Annotated in this window: 18 protein-coding genes; 12 read left to right on the top strand and 6 right to left on the bottom strand. The window is 66.5% G+C overall.

All coding sequences use genetic code 11. The annotated features are described in order from the left end of the window. Positions 1–4 precede the first annotated feature (4 nt). Entirely contained in the window at positions 5–1,684 is a 1,680-nt protein-coding gene (pgi, locus tag CSQ99_RS07965) for a glucose-6-phosphate isomerase (protein WP_099038526.1), read from the bottom strand. Positions 1,685–1,732: 48 nt separating this feature from the next. Between pgi and CSQ99_RS07960 the strand changes: the two genes are divergently transcribed. Further along, positions 1,733–3,181 carry an NAD-dependent succinate-semialdehyde dehydrogenase gene (locus CSQ99_RS07960; RefSeq protein ID WP_099038525.1) on the top strand — a complete coding sequence of 483 codons (1,449 nt, stop codon included), beginning with the start codon at positions 1,733–1,735 and terminating at the stop codon, positions 3,179–3,181. A 112-nt stretch (positions 3,182–3,293) separates the two neighbouring features. Further along, complete coding sequence (locus CSQ99_RS07955; protein ID WP_245908795.1) at positions 3,294–5,222, top strand: SGNH/GDSL hydrolase family protein; 1,929 nt, start codon at positions 3,294–3,296, stop codon at positions 5,220–5,222. A gap of 3 nt (positions 5,223–5,225) precedes the next feature. Here the strand turns inward: CSQ99_RS07955 and CSQ99_RS07950 are convergent, their stop codons facing one another. Beyond that, positions 5,226–5,513, bottom strand: coding sequence for a chorismate mutase (locus CSQ99_RS07950; RefSeq protein WP_099038523.1), 288 nt, complete (start codon positions 5,511–5,513; stop codon positions 5,226–5,228). A gap of 224 nt (positions 5,514–5,737) precedes the next feature. On the opposite strand from CSQ99_RS07950, the gene pcrA reads away from it, so the two are divergent. Continuing rightward, positions 5,738–8,038 (top strand): DNA helicase PcrA, encoded by a 2,301-nt coding sequence (gene pcrA, locus CSQ99_RS07945; RefSeq protein WP_099038522.1) that lies wholly within the window; start codon positions 5,738–5,740, stop codon positions 8,036–8,038. Here the strand turns inward: pcrA and CSQ99_RS07940 are convergent. Continuing rightward, entirely contained in the window at positions 8,035–8,604 is a 570-nt protein-coding gene (locus CSQ99_RS07940) for a hypothetical protein (RefSeq protein WP_099038521.1), read from the bottom strand. The two genes, pcrA and CSQ99_RS07940, sit on opposite strands and share 4 nt — an antisense overlap. Then, positions 8,605–9,681, bottom strand: a complete 1,077-nt coding sequence (locus CSQ99_RS07935) for a M23 family metallopeptidase (protein ID WP_099038520.1) — start codon at positions 9,679–9,681, stop codon at positions 8,605–8,607. It lies immediately after the preceding gene. 274 nt (positions 9,682–9,955) lie between these two features. Here CSQ99_RS07935 and sucC point away from each other — a divergent pair, with 274 nt between their 5' ends. The 3 genes from sucC (at position 9,956) to CSQ99_RS07920 (ending at position 13,677) form a co-directional block, all read left to right on the top strand. Further along, positions 9,956–11,122 (top strand): ADP-forming succinate--CoA ligase subunit beta, encoded by a 1,167-nt coding sequence (gene sucC / locus CSQ99_RS07930; RefSeq protein WP_099038519.1) that lies wholly within the window; start codon positions 9,956–9,958, stop codon positions 11,120–11,122. A 13-nt stretch (positions 11,123–11,135) separates the two neighbouring features. Continuing rightward, the gene (sucD, locus tag CSQ99_RS07925) at positions 11,136–12,038 is read left to right on the top strand and encodes a succinate--CoA ligase subunit alpha (RefSeq protein ID WP_099038518.1); all 903 of its coding nucleotides are present in this window, start codon (positions 11,136–11,138) and stop codon (positions 12,036–12,038) included. Between the two features lie 106 nt (positions 12,039–12,144). Further along, complete coding sequence (locus CSQ99_RS07920) at positions 12,145–13,677, top strand: acetyl-CoA acetyltransferase (protein WP_099038517.1); 1,533 nt, start codon at positions 12,145–12,147, stop codon at positions 13,675–13,677. 86 nt (positions 13,678–13,763) lie between these two features. Here the strand turns inward: CSQ99_RS07920 and CSQ99_RS07915 are convergent, their stop codons facing one another. After that, positions 13,764–14,612 carry an LLM class F420-dependent oxidoreductase gene (locus CSQ99_RS07915; RefSeq protein WP_099038516.1) on the bottom strand — a complete coding sequence of 283 codons (849 nt, stop codon included), beginning with the start codon at positions 14,610–14,612 and terminating at the stop codon, positions 13,764–13,766. A gap of 274 nt (positions 14,613–14,886) precedes the next feature. Between CSQ99_RS07915 and CSQ99_RS07910 the strand changes: the two genes are divergently transcribed. From CSQ99_RS07910 to purH, 4 genes are read left to right on the top strand one after another with little or no spacing between them, the layout of a single operon-like run. Further along, positions 14,887–15,726 (top strand): DUF5336 domain-containing protein, encoded by an 840-nt coding sequence (locus CSQ99_RS07910; RefSeq protein WP_099038515.1) that lies wholly within the window; start codon positions 14,887–14,889, stop codon positions 15,724–15,726. 57 nt (positions 15,727–15,783) lie between these two features. After that, a complete protein-coding gene (locus CSQ99_RS07905) occupies positions 15,784–17,274 on the top strand; it encodes a cell division protein PerM (protein WP_099038514.1) in 1,491 nt (496 codons plus the stop codon). 10 nt (positions 17,275–17,284) lie between these two features. Continuing rightward, positions 17,285–17,917 carry a phosphoribosylglycinamide formyltransferase gene (gene purN / locus CSQ99_RS07900; protein ID WP_099038513.1) on the top strand — a complete coding sequence of 211 codons (633 nt, stop codon included), beginning with the start codon at positions 17,285–17,287 and terminating at the stop codon, positions 17,915–17,917. Continuing rightward, positions 17,914–19,482, top strand: a complete 1,569-nt coding sequence (purH, locus tag CSQ99_RS07895; protein WP_099038512.1) for a bifunctional phosphoribosylaminoimidazolecarboxamide formyltransferase/IMP cyclohydrolase — start codon at positions 17,914–17,916, stop codon at positions 19,480–19,482. Before purN ends, purH begins: the two co-directional genes overlap by 4 nt. Before the next feature lies 1 nt (position 19,483). Here the strand turns inward: purH and CSQ99_RS07890 are convergent, their stop codons facing one another. Further along, entirely contained in the window at positions 19,484–19,741 is a 258-nt protein-coding gene (locus CSQ99_RS07890; protein ID WP_099038511.1) for a DUF7218 family protein, read from the bottom strand. Between the two features lie 151 nt (positions 19,742–19,892). Between CSQ99_RS07890 and CSQ99_RS07885 the strand changes: the two genes are divergently transcribed. Both CSQ99_RS07885 and CSQ99_RS07880 read left to right on the top strand, forming a co-directional pair. Continuing rightward, entirely contained in the window at positions 19,893–21,275 is a 1,383-nt protein-coding gene (locus CSQ99_RS07885) for a sigma 54-interacting transcriptional regulator (protein WP_176560926.1), read from the top strand. Further along, positions 21,268–23,262: a vWA domain-containing protein gene (locus tag CSQ99_RS07880; RefSeq protein WP_099038509.1), complete on the top strand. Its 1,995-nt coding sequence runs from the start codon at positions 21,268–21,270 to the stop codon at positions 23,260–23,262. The genes CSQ99_RS07885 and CSQ99_RS07880 overlap by 8 nt, the downstream gene beginning before the upstream one ends. The last annotated feature ends 28 nt before the right edge of the window (positions 23,263–23,290 follow it).

Here is a 23,290-nt window from a genome sequence, read left to right as displayed (position 1 = left end):
CGGCTCATGCCGATCTACCGCGCTCCGCGCGGTAATGCCTTACGAGGGCGTCGGTCGAGGAGTCCGACTGCTCAGCGGGGGAGTCGTCGCCGGTGAGCACCGGAAGCAGCGCCTTGGCCTGGGTCTTGCCCAGCTCCACACCCCACTGGTCGAACGAGTCGATGCCCCAGATGACGCCCTCGGTGAAGACCTGGTGCTCGTAGAGGGCGATCAACTGGCCCAGCGCTGACGGCGTCAGCTTGGTGGCCAAGATCGATGTGCTGGGCCGGTTGCCCGGCATCACCTTGTGCGGGACCACTTCCGGCGGCGTGCCCTCGGCCGAGATCTCCTCGGCGGTCTTGCCGAACGCCAGCACCTGGGTCTGGGCGAAAAAGTTGCTCATCAACAGGTCGTGCATACTGCCCGTGCCGTCGGCGGTCGCCAGGTCATCGGTCGGCTGGGAGAACCCGAGGAAATCGGCGGGTACCAGCCGGGTGCCCTGATGCAACAGTTGGTAGAACGCGTGCTGGCCATTGGTTCCGGGCTCGCCCCAGAAGATCTCGCCGGTGCTGGTCGTCACCGGTGAGCCGTCGGCGCGCACAGACTTGCCGTTGGATTCCATGGTGAGCTGCTGCAGGTAGGCCGCGAACCGCGACAGATCGTTCGAATACGGCAGCACCGCACGGGTTTCCGCTCCGAAGAACTCGTTGTACCAGAGCCCGATCAGGCCGAGCAGCACTGGCGCGTTGGCTTCCAGCGGCGCCGTGCGGAAGTGCTCGTCGACGATGTGGAACCCGGATAGGAACTCCGCGAACCGCTCTCGGCCGATGACGGCCATCACCGAAAGGCCGATCGCGCTGTCGACGGAATAGCGGCCGCCGACCCAATCCCAGAAGCCGAACATGTTCTCGGTGTTGATGCCGAAGTCGTCGACGAGCTTCTCGTTCGTCGACACCGCCACGAAGTGTTTCGACACGGCGTCCTGTCCGGCACCGCCGCCGAGTCCTTCAATCAGCCAACGCCGCGCGGCTGTCGCATTCGTCAGCGTCTCAAGTGTCGAGAACGTCTTGGACGCGACGATGAAAAGCGTTGTGGCCGGGTCGAGTCCGTCGAGCTTGGCCACCAGGTCGGCGGGATCGACGTTGGATACGAACCGTGCCGAGATGCCCGCGTCGGCGTAGTGGCGCAGGCCGAGGGTGACCATCGCCGGGCCGAGATCCGAACCACCGATCCCGATGTTGACGACGGTCGTGATCCGCTCGCCGGTCGCACCGGTCCACTCGCCGCTGCGCAGCCGGTCGGTGAAGTCGCCCATCTTGTCGAGCACCCCGTGAACGTCGGAGACGACGTTCTGGCCGTCGACTGACAGCTCGGCACCGCGCGGCAAGCGCAGGGCGGTGTGCAGCACCGCGCGATCCTCCGAAGTGTTGATGTGCACACCGGAGAACATCGCGTCGCGGCGCTGCTCCAAACCTGCCACGCGGGCCAGGTCGACCAACAGCGCCAGCGTCTCGCGGGTGACGCGGTGCTTGCTGTAGTCGATGTAGAGATCGCCGACGGTCAGCACCAGTTCTGTCCCGCGAGCCGGGTCTTCGTGGAAGAACACGCGTAAGTGTTCGTTGCCGATATCGTCGTGATGCCGTTGCAGGGCCTGCCATGCGGCAGTGGTGGTGATGTCGGGAATCTGCGATGTATCGGCGGTCATGTAGCCGACACTAATGCGGCCAAATGTCCAAAGGTGTAAGAGGGAGTAATGGATACCGCCAAGCTGCTGTCGTCTGTGCCCACCGGTCTGTGGATCGGGGGCGAGGAGCGCAAAGGTTCCTCGACATTCGACGTACTCGACCCGTCCGACGACAACGTGTTGGTCTCGGTTGCCAACGCGACACCCGAGGATGCCGTCGCCGCCCTGGACGCCGCGTGCGCCGTGCAGGCCGATTGGGCCGCCACTGCGCCCCGCGAGCGCGGCGAGATCCTGCGCTCGGTGTTCGAGACGATCACCGAACGCGCCGAAGACCTCGCCACCTTGATGACCCTGGAGATGGGCAAGGTGCTTCCGGAGAGCATGGGTGAGGTCAAGTACGGCTCGGAGTTCTTCCGCTGGTTCGCCGAGGAAGCGGTGCGCATCGCCGGCCGCTTCACGCCGAGCCCGGCGGGCACCGGGCGCATCCTCGTGACGAAACAGCCGGTGGGGCCGTGCTACGCCATTACGCCGTGGAACTTCCCGCTGGCGATGGGCACCCGCAAGATCGGCCCGGCATTCGCGGCCGGCTGCACGATGATCGTCAAACCGGCCCAGGAGACGCCGCTGACGATGCTGCTGCTCGCCAAGCTGATGGGCGAGGCGGGCCTGCCCAAGGGCGTGCTGTCGGTGCTGCCGACGAGCAGCCCCGGCCCGGTCACCGAGGCGCTGATCAACGACGGCCGGCTTCGCAAGCTGACGTTCACCGGATCGACCGGCGTCGGGAAGGCGCTGGTGAAGCAGTCGGCCGACAAACTGCTACGCACGTCCATGGAGCTCGGTGGCAACGCGCCGTTCATCGTGTTCGACGACGCCGACGTGGATGCCGCGGTCGACGGCGCGATCCTGGCCAAGATGCGCAACGGCGGCGAGGCGTGCACCGCGGCCAACCGCTTCCACGTCGCAAACGCGGTGCGGGAGGAGTTCACCGACAAGCTCGTCAAGCGGATGAGCGAATTCACGCTCGGCAAGGGCACCGACGAGTCATCGACGCTGGGCCCGCTGATCAATGCCAAGCAGGTCGCGACCGTCGAGGATCTGGTGTCCGACGCGGTGTCGCGCGGTGCGACAGTTGCGGTCGGCGGTGTCGCCCCCGGCGGCCCCGGGAACTTCTACCCGGCGACGGTTCTGGCCGATGTGCCCGCCGACGCCCGCATCCTCAAGGAGGAGGTGTTCGGGCCCGTCGCGCCGATCACCGGCTTCGACACCGAGGAGGAGGGCATCGCCGCCGCCAACAACACCGAGTACGGCTTGGCGGCCTACGTCTACACGCAGTCGCTGGACCGCGCGCTGCGCGTCGCCGAGGGAGTCCAGGCCGGCATGGTCGGCATCAACCGCGGCGTGATCTCCGACCCCGCCGCGCCGTTCGGCGGCATCAAGGAATCCGGATTCGGCCGCGAAGGCGGCTCGGAGGGCATCGAGGAATACCTCGACGTGAAGTACATCGCACTGACCAAGTAACGCCGCTCTCGCGCTGGGCTCACACCGAAGGTGGGAGCGAGTCGCAAAAGGCCCCCTTTTCGTCGGCGTGTCGGGGACTTTCGCGTCTACCCGCGCGGGCAAGATTTCGGCAGTGAGAGCCGTCCATCGTCACCGCGGAATTCCCGCGTTGGACGGCATCCGCGCCGTCGCGGTCGCGTTGGTGCTGGCCGACCACGGCGGCATTCCGGGGCTGTCCGGCGGCTTCCTCGGCGTCGATGTGTTCTTCGTGCTCAGCGGATTCCTGATCACCTCGCTGCTGCTCGACGAGCACCGTCGCACCGCGCAGATCCGCCTCGGCGATTTCTGGATCCGGCGCGCCCGCCGATTGCTGCCCGCGCTGCTTGTGATGGTGCTCGTGGTGGTCGCCGCCCGTGATCTGTTCTCGCCCGAGTCCACGGCATCGCTGCGCGACGACGCCGTCGCCTCCTTCTTGTGGATATCCAACTGGGCCTTCGTCGCCCAGCGCGCCGACTACTTCGCGCAGGGTGCTCCACCGTCGCCGCTGCAGCACACGTGGTCGCTCGGGGTCGAGGAGCAGTACTACCTGCTGTGGCCCCTGCTGCTCATCGGTGTCGCCGCGCTGTTCTGGGCCCGGCTGCGATTGGCCGTCTTCGTGCTGTCCATTGTCGGCGTCATCGCCTCGGCGACCGCGGCGATCGTGCTCACCACCGACTCGACGCTGAATCGGGTCTACTTCGGCACCGACAGTCGCGCGCAGGCGTTGTTGGTGGGGTCCGCGGCGGCCGCGCTGCTGGTTCGGGACTGGTCGGTGCTCAACGACGGCGGCACGCTGATCCGGACGCGCTGGGGCCACATCGTCGCGCGGATTCTGCCGTTCATCGGCGTGGCGGTGTTGGGCGCGGCGGCGCACTATGCGACCGGCAGCGTCAGCGATTTCCGCAGCGGTCTGCTGATCACCGTGGCGATCGCGGCCGTTCTCGTCGTCGCACCGGTGGCGTTGGAGCAGGAGGGACCCGTCGCCCGCGCCCTGGCGTGGGGACCGCTGGTGTGGCTGGGCGCGATCTCCTACGGCGTATATCTGTGGCACTGGCCGGTCTTCCTGGCGCTCAATGGTGAACGTACGGGACTGTCCGGCTGGCCGCTCTTCGCGCTGCGCTGCGCTGCGACGGTGGCGCTGGCCGCGGCGTCGTGGTGGCTGCTGGAGCAGCCGGTCCGACGGTGGCGGCCGATGTTCGTGCCGATGCTGCCGCTGGCGGGTGCGACGGTCGCGACTGCCGCCGTGGTGACGATGACGGTGCTGCCGGTGGGTGTGAAACCCGAGGTGGTGCAGGGCCCGCCGATCGATTCGGCCGCGCTGGTCGCGCCGGAGGTCCCCGTCGAGGTCCGCAAACCGACCGCGCACGATCCGGGAACCCGGACTGTCGCGGTGTTCGGCGACTCGGTCGCGTGGACGATGATGCGGTACCTGCCGCCGACGCCGGGACTTGCGTTCACCAACTACACGACGATCGGGTGCGGCATCGCCCGCGGCGGCCCCTACCGATATGTCGGCCAGACGCTGAATCAGAAGCCCGAATGCGACGCCTGGCCCAGTCGGTGGTCACAGCGCATCAACCATGACCGGCCCGATGTGGTGCTGCTGATCGTCGGCCGCTGGGAGGTCGTCGACCGGATGAACGAGGGTGTCTGGACGGACATCCTGGAGACCGGTTACGAGGACTATCTGCGCGGCGAACTCAACCGTGCGCTCGACATCCTCGGTGCGACTGGAGCGCGGATCGTCGTCACCACCGAGCCGTACAACCGGCGTGCCGAAAAGCCGGACGGCAGCCTGTATCCCGAAGACGATCCCGATCGCGTAGACGAGTGGAACGCGTTGTTGCGCAGCGTCGCCAAGCCACGCAAGAACGTCGAGGTGCTCGATCTGAATGACAAGCTCGGACCGCGAGGTGTCTACACCAACTGGGTCGACGGCATCCGGATGCGCAGTGACGGGGTGCACCCGACGCCGCAAGCGGTGAAGTGGTTGACGCCCTGGCTGACCGACGCGCTGCGCTGAGTCCTAGTGGCCGAGGCGGCCGCGACCCAGGCGCAGCAGCAGCATCGCCAGGTCTTTGCCCTCGGGCCCCAGTTCGCTGTAACGCTCGATGACCTTCATCTCACGGCTGTGCACCAGGCGGGTGCCACCGGACGCCATTCGGGCCCTACCGATGAGCTTGGACACCTCGGTGCGGCGCTTCACGGCTTCCAGGATCGCCGCATCCAACCGGTCGATTTCCTGGCGAAGGTCGTCTATGTCTGGCAACTGTTCGGCTTCGATCGCTTGAATTGTCATTTGTTGTCCTCGCATTCTGTCGTGTGGAGATCGGATCCCTCCGGTTTCGGGCCTCACACACGAGACGAGCCCCGGATCCGAAGCGGACCGCGGGGCTCGTTGAAGCAGCTAGACCACGGGTACCGCTGGCGGATACCCGAAGAAAAATCGACCTTGCTGCAGGAGCATGCAATGAGTGTGCCACTAAGGGCCACGCCGACGCAAAGGTGTCGCTGTGCAGCGGTAAGTTCGTTAATGAAATGGTCATCTCTTCTGCGGTCGCCGAGACCGAACAGTTGCTCGACGGGCTGAACCCCCATCAGCGTCAGGCGGTGCAGCATGAGGGGACGCCGTTGCTCATCGTTGCCGGCGCGGGGTCGGGCAAGACGGCCGTGCTCACCCGACGGATCGCCTATCTGCTCGCCGCCCGCGAGGTCGGTGTCGGGCAGGTACTGGCCATCACGTTCACCAACAAGGCCGCCGCCGAAATGCGCGAGCGGGTGGTCAACCTGGTAGGCCCGCGCGCTCGATCAATGTGGGTGTCGACGTTCCACTCCACGTGCGTGCGAATCCTGCGCAACCAGGCCTCGCTGCTGCCGGGGCTCAATTCGAACTTCTCGATCTACGACGCCGACGACTCGCGGCGGTTGCTGCTGATGATCGGCAAGGACATGGGGTTGGACACCAAGCGCTACTCGCCGCGGTTGCTGGCCAACGGCATCTCCAACCACAAGAACGAACTCGTCAGTCCCGAACAGGCGGCGGCCGAAGCTTCGGAGGCCGGTGAGGAGCTGCCGCGCATCATCGCCGAGGTCTACAGGGAGTACCAACGTCGCCTGCGCGCTGCCAACGCACTCGACTTCGACGATCTCATCGGCGAGACAGTCGCTGTGCTGCAAGCGTTTCCGCAGATCGCTCAGTATTACCGGCGGCGGTTCCGGCACATCCTGGTCGACGAGTACCAGGACACCAACCACGCCCAGTACGTCCTGGTGCGTGAGCTCGTGGGAAGGGAGACCGAAGACGGGGTGGACCCGGCCGAGCTCTGTGTCGTCGGCGACGCCGACCAGTCCATCTATGCCTTCCGTGGTGCCACCATCCGTAACATCGAGGACTTCGAACGCGACTTCCCCAACGCCACAACGATTCTGCTGGAGCAGAACTATCGCTCGACGCAGAACATCCTGTCCGCGGCCAATTCGGTGATCTCGCGCAACGCCGGCCGCCGTGAGAAGCGGCTGTGGACCGACTCCGGCGAGGGTGAGCTGATCGTCGGTTACGTCGCCGACAACGAGCACGACGAGGCGCGTTTCGTCGCAGGCGAGATCGATACGCTTTCCGACCGCGGTGATATCACCTATAACGACGTCGCGGTCTTCTACCGCACCAACAACTCCTCGCGTGCTCTGGAGGAGGTGTTCATCCGGGCCGGCATTCCCTACAAAGTCGTTGGCGGCGTTCGTTTTTACGAGCGCAGGGAGATTCGCGACATCGTCGCCTACCTGCGCGTGTTGGACAACCCCGGCGATTCAGTGAGCATGCGTCGCATCCTGAACACCCCGCGTCGCGGGATCGGCGATCGGGCCGAGGCGTGCGTCGCGGTGTATGCCGAGAGCACCGGCGCCAGCTTCAACGATTCGCTGCAGGCGGCGGCGGAGGGCAAGGTGCCGATGCTGAATTCCCGCTCGGAGAAGTGCATCGCGGGTTTCGTCGAGATGCTCGACGAATTGCGCGGGCGTCTCGACGGTGAACTCGGCGAACTCGTCGAGGCGGTGCTCGATCGCACCGGCTATCGCACCGAACTCGAGAACTCGAGCGATCCGCAGGATCTCGCGCGGCTCGACAACCTCAACGAATTAGTCAGCGTCGCACATGAATTCAGCACCGATCTGGCCAATGCGGAGGCGCTCGGCGAGCCCGAGGATGAAGACATCCCTGATACCGGTGTGCTCGCCAAGTTCCTGGAGCGGGTGTCGCTGGTCGCCGACGCCGACGAGCTGCCCGAGCACGGCGCGGGTGTGGTGACGATGATGACGCTGCACACCGCCAAGGGCCTCGAGTTTCCGGTCGTGTTCGTGACTGGCTGGGAGGACGGCATGTTCCCGCATATGCGGGCGCTGGGCGATCCGACCGAGCTGTCCGAGGAGCGACGGTTGGCCTACGTCGGCATCACCCGCGCGCGCCAGCGGCTCTACCTCAGCCGGGCCAAGGTCCGCTCGTCATGGGGCCAGCCGATGCTCAATCCGGAATCCCGCTTCCTCAAAGAGATTCCGCAGCATCTGATCGACTGGCGGCGTACGGACCCAGGCCCGTCACTATCCGCGCCGATGAGTGGAGCGGGCCGATTCGGCACGCCGCGACCGTCGCCGATGCGGTCCGGCGCAGGCAAGCGGCCACTGCTGGTGCTCGAGCCAGGCGATCGGGTCAACCACGACAAGTACGGCCTCGGACGCGTCGAGGAGGTCTCCGGCGTCGGTGAGTCGGCGATGTCGCTGATCGACTTCGGCAGCGCGGGCCGGGTCAAGCTGATGCACAACCACGCCCCGGTGTCCAAGCTCTAGGGCCTGCCCCACCGCGCCGTAGCGGGCAGCAGCGCGCACGCGATCGTCGCCAGCGGCAGCACCGGGATCGCGTACACCACCGGCGGCAGCTTGGCGCCGGCCACGAACAGGCTGGAGAAGATCAGCAGTGCGACGACGGCGCCGACGATGATCAGCAGGCGGCTAGCCCGGCGGCGCAGCAGCAGCCCGATCAGCCCCGCGATGAGGGCAGCTGCGGAGATGGCGGTCAGGAACGCCACCGCCACGCAGAACAACAAGTCGGATTCCCACCAACCGGTGATCAGGTCGGTGGCGATGACCGCGGTCGCCCAGCCGCTGAGAATACTCAGAATGGCCGTCGCGATCGAGGTGCGCGGATCAGGCCAGGGGTTCTTGGGAGTCACTGCCGCGGGCCTGGCGCGCGGGATGTAACTGGTCTGCGGCTCAGCAGCCTCCGCGGCCGGGAACTCCCCGGTGGGATGGCGACGGATGATGGATGTCTGCGGATCCGCACCGACGGGGATTTCGCCCGTGGGGTGCCGACGAATTATCCGCGCAGAACCCGAGGGGTCGTCATCACTGGCCACTTAGCCAGAGTAATTGGACACCGAGAGTCCGCGTTTTGAGAGCCAACCGACTGGGTCGACGCGGTCGGTGCCGTTGAGCAGCACCTCGAAGTGCAGGTGCGGTCCCGTCGAGTTTCCGGTGTTACCCATCTTGGCGATCTGGTCGCCCGCCCAGACACGCTGCCCGATGTCGACATTCCACGAGCTGAGGTGGCCGTAGAGCGTGACGGTGCCGTCGGAGTGCCGCAGCTTGACCCAGTTGCCGTAGCCGCCGCTGGGTCCGGCGTCGATGACGACGCCGTCGGACGCCGCGAGTATCGGTGTGCCGATCGAGTTGGCGATGTCGATGCCGCCGTGCAGCACGCCCCAGCGGTAGCCGAAGCCCGACGTCCATGCGCCCCTGGTGGGCATCATGAACATAGGGCGCTGCAGACGTGCCTCGCGCTCAGCGCGCTCCTGGGCGAAGGCGGAGGCCTTGGTGACCTCTTCGGCGTGGATGGCCGAATCAAAGGTCGAGGAGACGGACACGACCTGCATGCCGTCGGTCGAACCGGTGATCGCGCCGCCGGCGAGGACGTTCTGGTCGGCTGCCAGAACGGTGCCGGACGTCGGCTCCGAGGCGTTGGCCATTGTGTAGGCGCCTGCCGCGGTGGCGCCTACCGCCATCGCGGCGACCATCAACCGGCCCCTGACGGGGACTTCCTGCTTACGGTGCGCGCCACTGCGGCTCGCGACGGCGAAGACGTCGGTCGCGGCGACTCCGTCGCTGACGTCGGTGTGGCTGTCCCGGTAGGCGCGAGATGAACGCTGTTCGTCGCGCGGATCACGAAGGAATTCGGACGGCACGGCCAGTCGCAGCGGTAGCTGATCGTCGGTGTCGTGCAGGTCGTCGAGCTCGGGAGCGTGGATGACCCGGGCTTCGCGGTCGAAGGCACTGTTCGGGTTCAAGTCCAGGTCAGCCCCGAGATCCGGCAGGTCACCAAACTCGTTGAACGGAATGATGTCGGTGACTTCAGCGGCTCGTTCAGCGGGGCGACCGATGATTTGCCGATTCGTCGACACTCCAACCGGAGATCGAGACGAACGGTGTTGAGCCAACCTGAAAGTCCTTTGCCTCGTGATCTATTCGTTACCAACACGGACCAAAGGCACGTTAACCAAATCCCAATGTTGGTGGCAACCCGAGGACGTATTCCACCGGAGAATGTGACATGTATCACTGACACCCGGCGGTGAGATCCACCACATGACGGGTGGGCGGTTCTGAGGTCTCAACCTCGTGTGGATAAAGTTCCCCCGAGCCCGCCAGGGGTAAACCTCCGACCTACACAGCTCATAGACGCGCTTCACAGACAGGGATGTTTCAGAGCCCATGGACCTTTTCGAATACCAAGCCAAAGAACTGTTCGCCAAGCACAACGTGCCCACCACACCCGGCCGCGTCACCGACACCGCCGAAGACGCCAGGGCCATCGCCGAGGAGATCGGCAAGCCCGTCATGGTCAAGGCGCAGGTGAAGGTCGGCGGACGCGGTAAGGCCGGCGGCGTGAAGTACGCCGCGACGCCCGACGATGCGTTCACCCATGCGCAGAACATCCTGGGCCTGGACATCAAGGGCCACGTCGTGAAGAAGCTGCTGGTCGCCGAGGCCAGCGACATCGCCGAGGAGTACTACATCTCCTTCCTCCTCGATCGCGCCAACCGCACCTACCTGGCGATGTGCTCGGTCGAGGGCGGCATGGAGATCGAAGAGGTCGCGGCGACCAAGCCCGAGCGGCTCGCCAAGGTGCCCGTCGACGCCGTCAAGGGTGTCGACCTCGCGACGGCTCGCTCCATCGCCGAGCAGGGCCACCTGCCCGCCGAGGTGCTCGACGCGGCCGCGGTGACCATCCAGAAGCTGTGGGAGGTGTTCGTCGCGGAGGACGCCACCCTGGTCGAGGTCAACCCGCTGGTGCGCACTCCCGACGATCAGATCCTCGCGCTCGACGGCAAGGTCACCCTCGACGGCAACGCCGACTTCCGCCAGCCCGGCCACGTGGAGTTCGAGGACCGCGACGCAACCGACCCCCTGGAACTCAAAGCAAAAGAACACGACCTCAACTACGTCAAGCTCGACGGTGCGGTCGGCATCATCGGCAACGGCGCCGGCCTCGTCATGTCGACGCTGGACGTGACTGCGTACGCCGGCGAGAGGCACGGTGGCGTCAAGCCGGCCAACTTCCTCGACATCGGTGGTGGCGCGTCCGCCGAGGTGATGGCGGCGGGCTTGGACGTCATCCTCAACGACGCTCAGGTCAAGAGCGTGTTCGTCAACGTGTTCGGCGGCATCACCTCCTGCGACGCCGTGGCCAACGGCATCGTCAACGCGTTGAAGATCCTCGGCGCCGAGGCGAACAAACCACTGGTGGTTCGCCTCGACGGAAACAACGTCGAAGAAGGCCGCCGCATCCTTGCCGAGGCCAACCACCCGCTGGTGATCCAGGCCGACACCATGGACGCCGGCGCCGACAAAGCCGCCGAGCTGGCGAACAAGTCTTAAGGAGACATGACCGATGTCCATTTTTCTGAACAAGAACTCCAAGGTCATCGTCCAGGGCATCACCGGCGGCGAGGGCACCAAGCACACCGCGCTCATGCTCAAGGCGGGCACCCAGCTGGTCGGCGGCGTGAACGCGCGCAAGGCCGGAACTGAGGTGTCTCACGTCGATAAGGACGGCAAAGAAGTCAAATTGCCGGTGTTCGGCACGGTCGCCGATGCGATCAAGGAGACGGGTGCCGACGTCTCGGTCGTCTTTGTACCGCCGAAGTTCGCGAAGGACGCGATCATCGAGGCCATCGACGCCGAGATCCCGCTGCTGGTCGTGATCACCGAGGGAATCCCGGTGCAGGACAGCGCTTATGCGTGGGCCTACAACGTCGACAAGGGTCTGAAGACCCGCATCATCGGCCCCAACTGCCCGGGCATCATCACGCCGGGCGAGGCGTTGGCAGGCATCACACCGGCCAACATCACCGATTCGGGCCCGGTCGGTCTCGTGTCGAAGTCGGGCACCCTGACCTACCAGATGATGTACGAACTGCGCGATCTGGGCTTCTCGACCGCTATCGGTATCGGCGGCGACCCGGTGATCGGCACCACCCACATCGACGCGATCGAGGCATTCGAGAAGGACCCCGAGACCAAGGTCATCGTGATGATCGGTGAGATCGGCGGCGACGCCGAGGAACGCGCAGCCGACTACATCAAAGCCAATGTGTCCAAGCCGGTCGTCGGCTATGTCGCGGGTTTCACCGCACCCGAAGGCAAGACCATGGGCCACGCGGGCGCCATCGTGTCGGGCTCGTCTGGGACCGCACAGGCCAAGAAGGAGGCCCTCGAGGCCGCCGGCGTCAAGGTGGGCAAGACCCCCTCGGAGACCGCACGCCTGGCTCGGGAGATCCTGCAGAGCCTGTAGTCCTCTCACCGCAGTCTTCGGGCGGGCGTGAGATGCGCCGCAGAATTAGGAACACGTTCTAGTCATCGATTAGCCTGACGAATTAACACTCGTCAGGAGGTCCGTAATGGCGGTCGATCCGCGCACGCCGGTGCTGGTCGGTGTCGGCCAGTTCACCGAGCGCATCGACGATCCCTCCTATCGGGGCATGTCGGCCGTGGAACTGGCGACGGCCGCGACGCAGGCCGCGCTCGCCGACACCGGCGTGGACGTCGACACCGTGGCGAAGGCGATCGAGGTGTTCGTCGGACTGCGGCAGTTCGAGATCTGCACGCCGTTCGAGAAGCCCCGGCTGGGCGCCTCTGACAACTACCTGCGTTCGGTGGCCAAGCGGGTCGGCGCGGATCCGGCACGAGCGGTGCTGGAGCCCATCGGCGGGAACGGACCGCAGAAGCTGGTGACGGAATTCGCCGGGGCGATCGCCGCGGGCGACATCGAGGTCGCGATCATCCTCGGTTCCGAGAATGGTTCCACGTTAAAGACGTTCGCGCGCCGCGAAGACAAGCCAGACCACGGTGAGACCGTCGGCGGCCAGCTCGAGGACCGGGGCTTCGGCTTCGAGCAGTACATGAGCGAGTACACCGCCATGCACGGGCTGACTGGTGCGCCCGTGCAGTACGGACTACTCGACAACGCCCGCCGCGGCCGGCTGGGTATCAGCGTCGCCGACTACCGCAAGGACATGGCCGAACTGTTCGCGCCGTTCTCCAAAATCGCTGCCAAGAACCCGTTTTCTTCATCGCCGGTGGAACGTTCGGTGGACGAACTGATAACCGTCACCGACGAGAACCGGATGATCTGCGACCCGTATCCCCGTTTGATGGTGGCCCGCGATCAGGTGAATCAGGGTGCGGCCGCACTGTTGATGTCGGTGGCGGCCGCACGCCGCCTCGGCGTGGCCGAAGACAAGTGGGTGTACGTGCGTGGCCACGCAGATCAAACTGAGCAGGACCTGTTGGATCGCGTCGATGTCAGTATCAGCATCGCGGCGAAACAGGCTGTAGCAGAGGCGCTTCGGGTGGCAGGCATAGGCATTCACAACGTTGCGACCTTCGACCTCTACAGCTGCTTCCCGTTCCCCGTCTTCGCGGTGTGCGACGAGTTCGGGCTGGCCGCCGACGACCCGCGTGGCCTTACCCTGACCGGCGGCCTGCCGTACTTCGGCGGTCCCGGCAACAGCTACTCGCTGCACGGTATCGCCGAGACGGTGATCCAAATGCGGGACACGCCAGGGGCATTCGGCCTTGTCGGCGCCAACGGCGGCGTCATGAGCAAGTACTCGGTCGGGGTCTACTCGACAGAGCCTGCCGATTGGTCTGGCGACCGCAGTAAGGCTCTGCAGGAAGATATTGCCGCACTCCCGAAGGTGGCAGTCACCCGCAATGCCGAAGGGCGGGCCACGATCGAGACCTACTCGGTGCGTTACGACTGGCCCGTCACCACCGGCGTCATCATCGGCCGACTCGACGCCGACGGTAGCCGGTTCATGGCGCTCACCGACGACGAAGATCTGGTCAAGCTGATGACCGACGGCGACCCGCTGGGCGCGGCCATCTCGGTGACGAACGACGGTAAGAAGAACACCGCCACGTTGGGCTAGCACCTTCCCGCGAATGTGGGTTACCCGCACCCGGAAGTGCGGGCAAGGGTGTCGTAAGCCCACACTCGCGAGCGGGCGACGTGCGTCTAGACCAGCGCGGCGAGCTTTCCTGCGAGGCGTTCGACGTAGGCAGCGACCTCTGGCTCGGATTTGTCGGGCAGGCCGAACAACACCTCGGTCACCCCGAGATCGGCCCATTTGGCCAGCTTGTCCGGATCGGGCTTGAAGTCGAGCGCGACGATCTGCGGCGCCCCGTCGCGCCCGGCGGCCGCCCACGTGTCCTGAAGCAACTTGACCGGGGCGTCGATGTCGAAGTCACGCGGTGTGGTGATCCAGCCGTCTGCCGAGCGCGCAATCCACTTGAAATTCTTCTCCGTACCCGCCGCACCGACGAGCACCGGGATATGCGCTTGAACCGGTTTGGGCCAGGCCCAGGACGGACCGAACTTGACGAACTCGCCGTCGTATTCGGCTTCCTCTTGGGTCCACAGGCTGCGCATGGCCTCCAGGTATTCGCGCAGCATCGTGCGCCGTCGGCCGGGCGGCACGTTGTGGTCGGCCAATTCGTCGGTGTTCCAACCGAATCCGACGCCCAGTGAGACGCGGCCGCCGGAGAGGTGATCCAGGGTGGCGATGGACTTCGCCAATGTGATGGGGTCGTGTTCGACCGGCAGCGCCACCGCCGTTGACAGCCGCACCCGGGAGGTGACCGCACATGCGGCGCCAAGCGACACCCACGGGTCAAGGGTGCGCATGTAGCGGTCATCGGGTAGCGACTCGTCGCCCGTGGTGGGATGCGCGGCCTCGCGTTTGATCGGGATATGCGTGTGCTCCGGCACGTAGAACGTGGTGAAGCCATGCTCGTCGGCGAGTTTGGCGGCGGATGCCGGGTCGATACCCCGGTCGCTGGTGAAGAGCACAAGCCCGTAGTCCATACCAGGATTAGAACGTGTTCTAGTCCGGAGGGCAAGCGGCCAGGTGTCGGTACCTGTCGGCGGCCCACGGACGTAGTCGGCTACTCACAACGTGGGCCACCCGCGGCGCAACAGTCGAGTCAGTCGGCGCGGTCGCGCCCGGCTGACGCGACCTCCGGCCGCGGTGCCCGAAATGCAGGATCTCGTAGCGGATTCGCGCCCGAACCCTCGCCGACGTCGTTGCCAAGGTCGGTGCGCTAGCGTGGGTTCGAAGCCGTCCAGCACAGGAGAGGTCATGTCGTACCCCCAAGGTCCGCCCGGGAATCCCGGATACCCGTCCGCACAGCAGCCGACCACTCAGTTCTCGGCACCGACGCAGCAGTTCGGCAGGGCACCCGAGCCTGGGCCGGTGGGCCCCGCTGGTCCGAGTCAGCTGCCGATGTACCTGACCATCGCCGTCGCGGTGCTCGGATTGGGTGTGTATCTGTCCAGCTTCGGACCGCTCTTCACGGCGGGCGCGGACTACTTCACGCCGACGCTGCTGGATCTCGGTGTGGTCGCGGCGATCGCCGCCGGATTGATCGCCGGCGTGTCGCTACTGCCCAAGCAGAAGCTCGCGCCCGCGGCGATCGCGGTGCTCTCGGTGCTGGCGTTCCTTCTGGTGATCGCAATCGTGCTGACGGCGCCAGAAGGGGTGTCCATCGACTGGGGCCTCTACCTGATCATCGCGTTCACCGTGTTCCAGGCGATTGTCGCCGTGGCGGTGCTGTTGTTCGATGCGGGTGTCATCACCCCGCCTGCGCCGCAGGCGCCCCGGTACGAGCCGCAGTACGGCCAGTACGGCGCACCCGGCGGGCAGTACTACGGCCATCAGGCTCCGCACAGCGGTCCGCAGCAGCCGCAACAGCAGGGACTGTCGCAGCGTCCCGGTTATCCGTCGCAGTATGGCGGGTACCAGGGCGGCGGCCCGTCGACCGGCGGATTTGCCAGCGGTCAGCAGAGCGGACCTCCGACCCCGCCCACCGGATTCCCGACTTTCGGGCAGCCGCCGCCATCCTCGGCGCCGACCACCCAGGCACCGATGCCGACGCAATCGGCGACGTCTTCCACGCAGTCAGGCCCCCCACCGTCGTAGTCTGAGCCGCGCGTGCGTCAACTTCGCGCGCACGAGCTTGCGCGAGGAGCGGCCTTAGTGGACAACCGACCAGTCGGCACACGCCAGGCGCGTGAGCTGCTTGGGGTCGCGTTCGGGCCGTCCGTCGTGGCGCTGGGCGTCATCGCGGCAGTGGTGCTGTTGCAGCTGTTGATCGCCAACAGCGACATGACCGGGGCGCTCGGCGCGATCGCGAGCATGTGGTTGGGCGTCCATCTGGTGCCGATCTCGATCGGCGGCAGCGAGCTCGGCGTCCTGCCGCTGCTGCCCATGCTCGCGATGGTGTGGGGCACCGCGCGTTCGACCGCGCGGGCCACGTCGCCGGCGGGCTCTTGGTTCGTGACGCGATGGGTCGTCGCATCGGCCCTTGGCGGCCCGCTGTTGATCGCGGCGCTCGCACTGGCCGTCGTGCACGACGCCGCATCGGTGCTCACCCAGCTCCAGACCCCCGACGCGTTGCGCGCCTTCGGCAGCGTGCTGGCGGTGCACGCGGCCGGCGCGGTGATAGGTGTCGGGTCGCGGGTCGGACGACGAGTACTGGCGGGCTCGCCCCTGCCTGCGTGGCTGCCCGATGCGTTCCGCGCAGCCAGCGCCGGAGTGCTGGCGCTCCTGGGGCTCTCGGGCGTCGTGATGGTCGGATCGATGGTTGTGCACTGGGCGACGATGCACGACCTGTACGGGATCACCGACTCGATTTTCGGGCAGTTCAGCCTGACCTTGTTGTCGATCCTGTACATCCCCAACGTGCTCGTCGGCACCGCCGCGGTCGCCGTGGGCTCCAGTGCGCACATCGGGTTGGCGACGTTCAGTTCGTTCACCGTGTTCGGGGGTGACATCCCGGCCCTGCCGGTGCTGGCAGCCCTGCCCACGCCACCGCTGGGCCCGATCTGGGTGGCGCTGCTGATCGTCGCCGCGGCATCGGGTGTGGCGCTTGGCCAGCAGGCAGCCCGCCACCCGCTGCCCCTGCTGCCCGCGATCGGCAAGCTCGTGGTCGCCTCCGCGATCGCGGCGCTGATCATGGCGGTGCTCGGCCATGCGGGCGGCGGGCGGCTGGGCAACTTCGGTGATGTCGGCGTCGACCAGGCCACGTTCGGACCTGCGGTCTTCCTGTGGTTCGCCGGCATTGGAGCGCTGACGGTGGCGATGTCCGGTGGTATCGCCCGGCGGGTCAGGGCGCCCAAACCGGCGCCGGAGCCCGAGGAGGAGCCGGGGCCGGAGGACGAGGCGGAGGATGAGGCGCAGCTCGAGCTGGCGGCCGAATCAGAACCCGAGCCGGAGCCAGCGGCCGGGCCGGACCCGGAACCCGAGTTCGAGCCGGCGTTCGAGGCCGAGCCGGCCGCCGAGGACTCTGACATCGAGGACTCTGACATCGAGGACCCGGACGTCGGCCCCCGGGCCCAGGTCGAACCCCGGGATATCGACCCGGACGCTTTCGGTGACCCCGAGGACCACTTCGTTGTCGACGACCTGCCCGACGATCAAGCCACGCCGGGTGCGACCACGGACCGGGCGCCGAACCGCGACGATTAGGCTGCCAGGCGTGCAGCAACCGCTTCGTGTGCCCCCGAAGGTGCCTGCACGGGTTGTGGTGCTGGCGTCGGGCACCGGATCGCTGTTGCGATCGCTGCTGGACGCCACCGGCGGTGACGACTATCCGGCCCGCATCGTCGCGGTCGGCGTGGACCGCGACTGCCAGGCCGTTGACATCGCCGCATCGGCGTCGGTGCCCAGCTATGCCGTACGACTGCGCGACCATCCTGACCGCGAGGCGTGGGACGCCGCGATCGCCGACGCCACCGCATTGCAGGAGCCCGATCTGATCGTGGCTGCCGGTTTCATGAAAATTCTTGGGCCCCATTTTCTTTCCCGATTCATGGGGCGGATCATCAATACCCACCCGGCGCTGTTGCCGGCATTCCCGGGTGCGCACGCCGTTGCCGACGCACTCGAATACGGCGTCAAGGTGACGGGCTGCAGCGTGCACCTCGTCGATGCCGGAACCGACACCGGGCCGCTGCTGGCTCAAGAAGCCGTGCCGGTGCTCGACGATGACGACGAAGCCAGCCTGCACGAGCGGATCAAGGTCGTCGAACGACGACTGCTGGTGGACGTTCTGGCCGCGGTGGCTACCCGCGGCGTGACCTGGACCGGACGAAAGGCGACCGTAGGATGACTGACCGTAGGGCGATTCGGCGCGCATTGATCAGCGTGTACGACAAGACCGGTCTCGCCGACCTTGCGCGCGGATTGCACGAGTCGGGTGTCGAACTCGTCTCAACCGGTTCGACCGCCAAAACCATTGCCGACGCTGGCGTTCCGGTCACCTCGGTTGAACAGGTCACCGGGTTCCCCGAAGTGCTCGACGGCAGAGTCAAGACGCTACACCCGCATGTGCACGCCGGGCTGCTCGCCGATCAGCGCAAGCCCGAACATGTTTCGGCGCTGACCGAACTCGGCGTCGCGCCGTTCGAACTGGTCGTCGTCAACCTCTATCCGTTCACCCAGACCGTCGACTCCGGTGCCAGTGAAGACGAATGCGTCGAGCAGATCGACATCGGCGGTCCGTCGATGGTGCGTGCCGCAGCCAAGAACCATCCCAGCGTCGCGGTGGTCGTCGATCCGCTCGGCTACGACGGTGTGCTCGCCGCGGTGCGGGCCGGCGGCTTCACGCTGGAGGAGCGGAAAAAGCTGGCCTCCTTGGCCTTCCGGCACACGGCCGAGTACGACGTCGCGGTCGCGGCGTGGATGTCGTCGGTGCTGGCCTCTGAGGGTGACGCCTCCCCGCCGTCGCTTCCATTGTGGGCCGGTGCGACGTGGCGGCGCGAAGCCGTACTGCGGTACGGCGAAAACCCCCATCAGCAGGCCGCGTTGTATCGCTACGACTCCGGGTGGCCGGGTCTCGCCCAGGCGCAGCAGCTGCACGGAAAAGAGATGTCCTACAACAACTACACCGATGCCGATGCCGCGTGGCGTGCCGCGTTCGACCACGAAGAGATCTGCGTGGCGATCATCAAGCACGCCAACCCGTGCGGAATCGCCATCTCCTCGGTGTCGGTGGCCGACGCCCACCGCAAGGCGCACGAATGCGATCCGCTGTCCGCGTTCGGCGGCGTGATCGCGGCCAACACCGAGGTGACAGTCGAGATGGCCGAGACGGTCGCCGACATTTTCACCGAAGTGATCATCGCGCCTGCCTATGAGTCGGGCGCGGTGGAAGTTCTTGCGCGCAAGAAGAACATCCGCGTGTTGTTGGCGTCCGAGCCGCAGCAGGGCGGTACCGAATTCCGCCAGATCAGCGGCGGACTGCTGGTTCAGGAGCGCGACGAGTTCACCGCACCCGGCGACGATTCCGCCAATTGGACACTGGCCACCGGCTCTCCGGCAGACCCCGCGACGCTGACCGATCTGAAATTCGCGTGGCTGGCCTGCCGCGCGGTGAAGTCGAACGCCATCGTCGTCGCCGCCGACGGTGCCACCGTCGGCGTGGGCATGGGTCAGGTCAATCGGGTCGACGCGGCGAAGCTGGCCGTGCAGCGGGCGGGCGACCGCGTGCAGGGGGCGGTCGCCGCGTCCGACGCGTTCTTCCCGTTCCCCGACGGGCTCGAGGTGCTGACGGATGCCGGCGTGAAGGCGATCGTGCATCCCGGTGGTTCCGTGCGCGACGACGAGGTGACCGCGGCGGCCGCGGCGGCGGGCATCACGCTCTACCTGACGGGCGCCCGGCACTTCGCGCATTGAGCTACGAGTTGCGGATCTTGTCGATCAGCTTCGACTTGGTCAGCGCCGAGTAGCCCGAGATGCCGATCTCCTTGGCGCGCTTTTTCAGCTCTGAAACCGTCCAGTCGTCGTAAGACCCGGACTTTCCGCCCTTGCGGCCCACGACTGATGTGCCGCGAGCGGCAGCGGCGTTGGCGATCCTGGCGGACTTTTGCTTCGAGTTGCCTTCCTCGCGCAGGTCCTCGTACAGCTTTTCGTTCTTGATGGACGGATTCGGCATTCGGGTGCCTCCTTGAGTTCGTTCTGCCGTGGGAAGAATTCCCATTGCCGAGGCTTTTATGCAGGGATCGAGCGTGCGCAGAATGTGACGGATTGGCGGCGTGTCGACGAGGGGACGGGCACGGTCGCGGGTCACGTCGTAGCGTGGAGTGGTGACATCACCTAACGATTTGCCCCGGACCGTCGGCGAGCTGAGGGCCTCCGGTCATGTCGAGCGGGGCGTCAAGGCCGAAATCCGCGAGAACCTGCTGGCCGCGCTGGCCGAAGGCCGTAATGCGTGGCCGGGCATCCTGGGCTTCGAGGACACCGTGCTCCCACAACTGGAACGTGCCCTTATCGCCGGGCACGACGTGGTGCTGCTTGGCGAACGCGGACAGGGCAAGACCCGTCTGCTGCGCGCGCTGACCGGCCTGCTCGACGAGTGGACCCCCGTCATCGCCGGCGCCGAGCTCAGCGAGCACCCCTACTCGCCGATCACCCCCGAGTCCATCCGACGGGCCGCGGACTCCGGCGACGACCTGCCCGTCGAGTGGCGGCACCGCAGCGAGCGCTACACCGAGAAGCTGGCGACCCCGGATACCAGCGTGGCCGACCTGGTCGGCGACATCGACCCGATCAAGGTGGCCGAGGGCCGCAGTCTCGGTGACCCGGAGACGATCGCGTACGGCCTGATTCCCCGGGCACACCGGGGCATCGTCGCGATCAACGAGTTGCCCGACCTCGCCGAGCGCATCCAGGTGTCGATGCTGAACGTGATGGAGGAGCGCGACATCCAGGTGCGCGGTTACACGTTGCGGCTGCCGCTGGACGTCGTCGTCGTCGCGAGTGCCAATCCCGAGGACTACACCAACCGCGGCCGCATCATCACGCCGCTGAAGGACCGCTTCGGGGCCGAGATCCGCACCCATTATCCCTACGAGCTAGAAGCCGAGGTCGGGGTCATCCGCCAGGAGGCGCATCTGGCCGCCGAGGTTCCTGAATACCTCGTGCAGGCGCTCGCCCGCTTCGCCCGCTACCTGCGGGAGTCGCGGTCCATCGATCAGCGTTCCGGTGTGTCGGCGCGCTTCGCGATCGCGGCCGCCGAGACGGTCGCTGCGTCGGCACGCCACCGCTCGGCCATTCTGGGTGAACAGGATCCGGTGGCGCGGGTGGTGGACCTGTCGACGGTGATCGACGTGCTGCGCGGCAAGTTGGAGTTCGAATCCGGTGAGGAGGGCCGCGAGCAGGCGGTGCTCGAACACCTGTTGCGCCGCGCCACCGCGGACACCGCGCAGAAGCTGCTCGGCGGTATCGACGTGGGTCCGTTGGTGGTCGCGATCGAGAACGGTTCGGCGGTCACCACCGGCGAGCGGGTTTCCTCCCGCGACGTGTTGGCCGCGGTACCGGAGGTCCCGGCGATCGCGGAGATCCAGAAGCGACTGGAGGCGACGACGGACGGGCAGCGGGCGGCGGCCGTGGAGCTTGCGCTCGAGGCGTTGTATCTGGCCAAACGGATCGACAAGGTGTCAGCAGAAGGCGAAACCGTATATGGCTAAACGCACTTCGCGATACTCGCGATACACCGGTGGGCCCGATCCGCTGGCCCCGCCGGTCGATCTGCGCGAGGCGCTCGAGCAGATCGGCCAGGACGTCATGGAGGGCAGCTCGCCGCGACGCGCACTGTCGGAGCTGATGCGGCGTGGCACGGAGAACATGCGCGGCGCTGACCGGCTCGCCGCCGAGGCCAACCGTCGCCGTCGGGAAATGTTGCAGCGCAACAACCTCGACGGCACCCTGGCCGAGGTCAAGAAGCTGCTCGACGAAGCAGTGCTGGCCGAGCGCAAGGAGCTGGCCCGGGCGCTCGACGACGATGCGCGGTTCAACGAGATGCGGATCGAGTCGCTGCCGCCGTCTCCCGCGAAGGCGGTGCAGGAACTCTCCGACTACGACTGGCGCAGCCCCGAGGCGGCCGAAAAGTACGACCAGATCAAAGACCTTCTCGGACGCGAGATGCTCGACCAGCGGTTCGCAGGCATGAAGCAGGCGATGGAGAACGCCACCGACGAGGACCGACAGCGCGTCAACGAGATGCTCGACGATCTCAACGACCTGCTGGACAAGCACGCCAACGGCGAGGACTCCCAAGAAGACTTCCAGAACTTCATGGACAAGCACGGCGAGTTCTTCCCGGAGAACCCGCGCAACGTCGACGAGCTGCTGGACTCGCTGGCCAAGCGGGCCGCCGCCGCGCAGCGCTTCCGTAACAGCCTGTCCCCGGATCAGCGGGCCGAGTTGGATGCGTTGTCGCAGCAGGCATTCGGCTCACCGTCGCTGATGAACGCGCTCAACAAGCTCGACGGTCACCTACAGGCGGCGCGCCCGGGCGAGGACTGGTCGGGATCGTCGCGGTTCTCCGGGGACAACCCGATGGGCATGGGCGAGGGCACTCAGGCGATGGCCGACATCGCCGAACTCGAAGAGCTCGCCGAGTCGCTGTCGCAGAGCTACGCGGGTGCCACCATGGAGGACGTCGACCTGGACATGCTCGCCCGTCAGCTCGGCGACGAAGCCGCCGTGGACGCCGCGACACTGGCGGAACTCGAGCGGGCACTGGTGAACCAGGGATTCCTGGATCGCGGCTCGGACGGGCAATGGCGACTGTCGCCGAAAGCGATGCGCCAGCTGGGGCAGGCGGCGTTACGTGATGTGGCACAACAGCTTTCGGGACGACACGGTGAACGTGATACCCGCCGGGCGGGTGCGGCCGGCGAGTTGACCGGCGCGACGCGGCCGTGGGCGTTCGGTGACACCGAACCCTGGAACGTCACGCGAACGTTGACGAACACGGTGCTGCGCCGGGCCGGCACCGGTGGCGCCGACATGCCGTTGAAGTTCACCGTCGAAGACGTTGAGATCTCTGAGACCGAGACACGCACGCAGGCCGCGGTGGCGCTGCTGGTCGATACCTCGTTCTCGATGGTGATGGAGAACCGGTGGCTGCCGATGAAACGCACCGCGCTGGCGTTGAGCCACCTGATCAGCACGCGATTTCGCTCGGATGCGTTGGAGATCATCGCCTTCGGCCGTTATGCGCGCACGGTGTCCACAGCCGAATTGACCGGGCTGGAGGGTGTCTACGAGCAGGGCACCAACCTGCACCACGCGCTGGCGCTGGCCGGTCGGCATCTGCGCAGGCATCCCAACGCACAGCCGGTGCTGCTCGTCGTGACCGACGGTGAGCCCACCGCGCACCTGGAGTCGTATAGCGGCGGTGCTGGAGCTGATCCGGCGACTGCGCCGCCGGGCGTGTTCTTCGATTACCCGCCCCACCCGCGGACCATCGCCCACACGGTGAAGGGCTTCGACGACATGGCAGGGTTGGGCGCGCAGGTGACGATCTTCCGGTTGGGCAGCGATCCGGGACTTGCGAAGTTCATCGATCAGGTCGCGCGCCGCGTGGAGGGTCGCGTCGTTGTGCCCGACCTGGACGGTTTGGGTGCCGCCGTGGTGGGCGACTACCTGCGGTCGCGGCGGCGCCGATAGGCCACCCGAGTTGCACGACGGGGGCGAG

Origin of the sequence: Mycobacterium neglectum, from assembly GCF_002591975.1 — a bacterium.
GTDB lineage: Bacteria > Actinomycetota > Actinomycetes > Mycobacteriales > Mycobacteriaceae > Mycobacterium > Mycobacterium neglectum.
The sequence above is the reverse complement of the archived record's forward strand: the minus strand, read 5'-3'. Positions and strand labels throughout refer to the sequence as shown.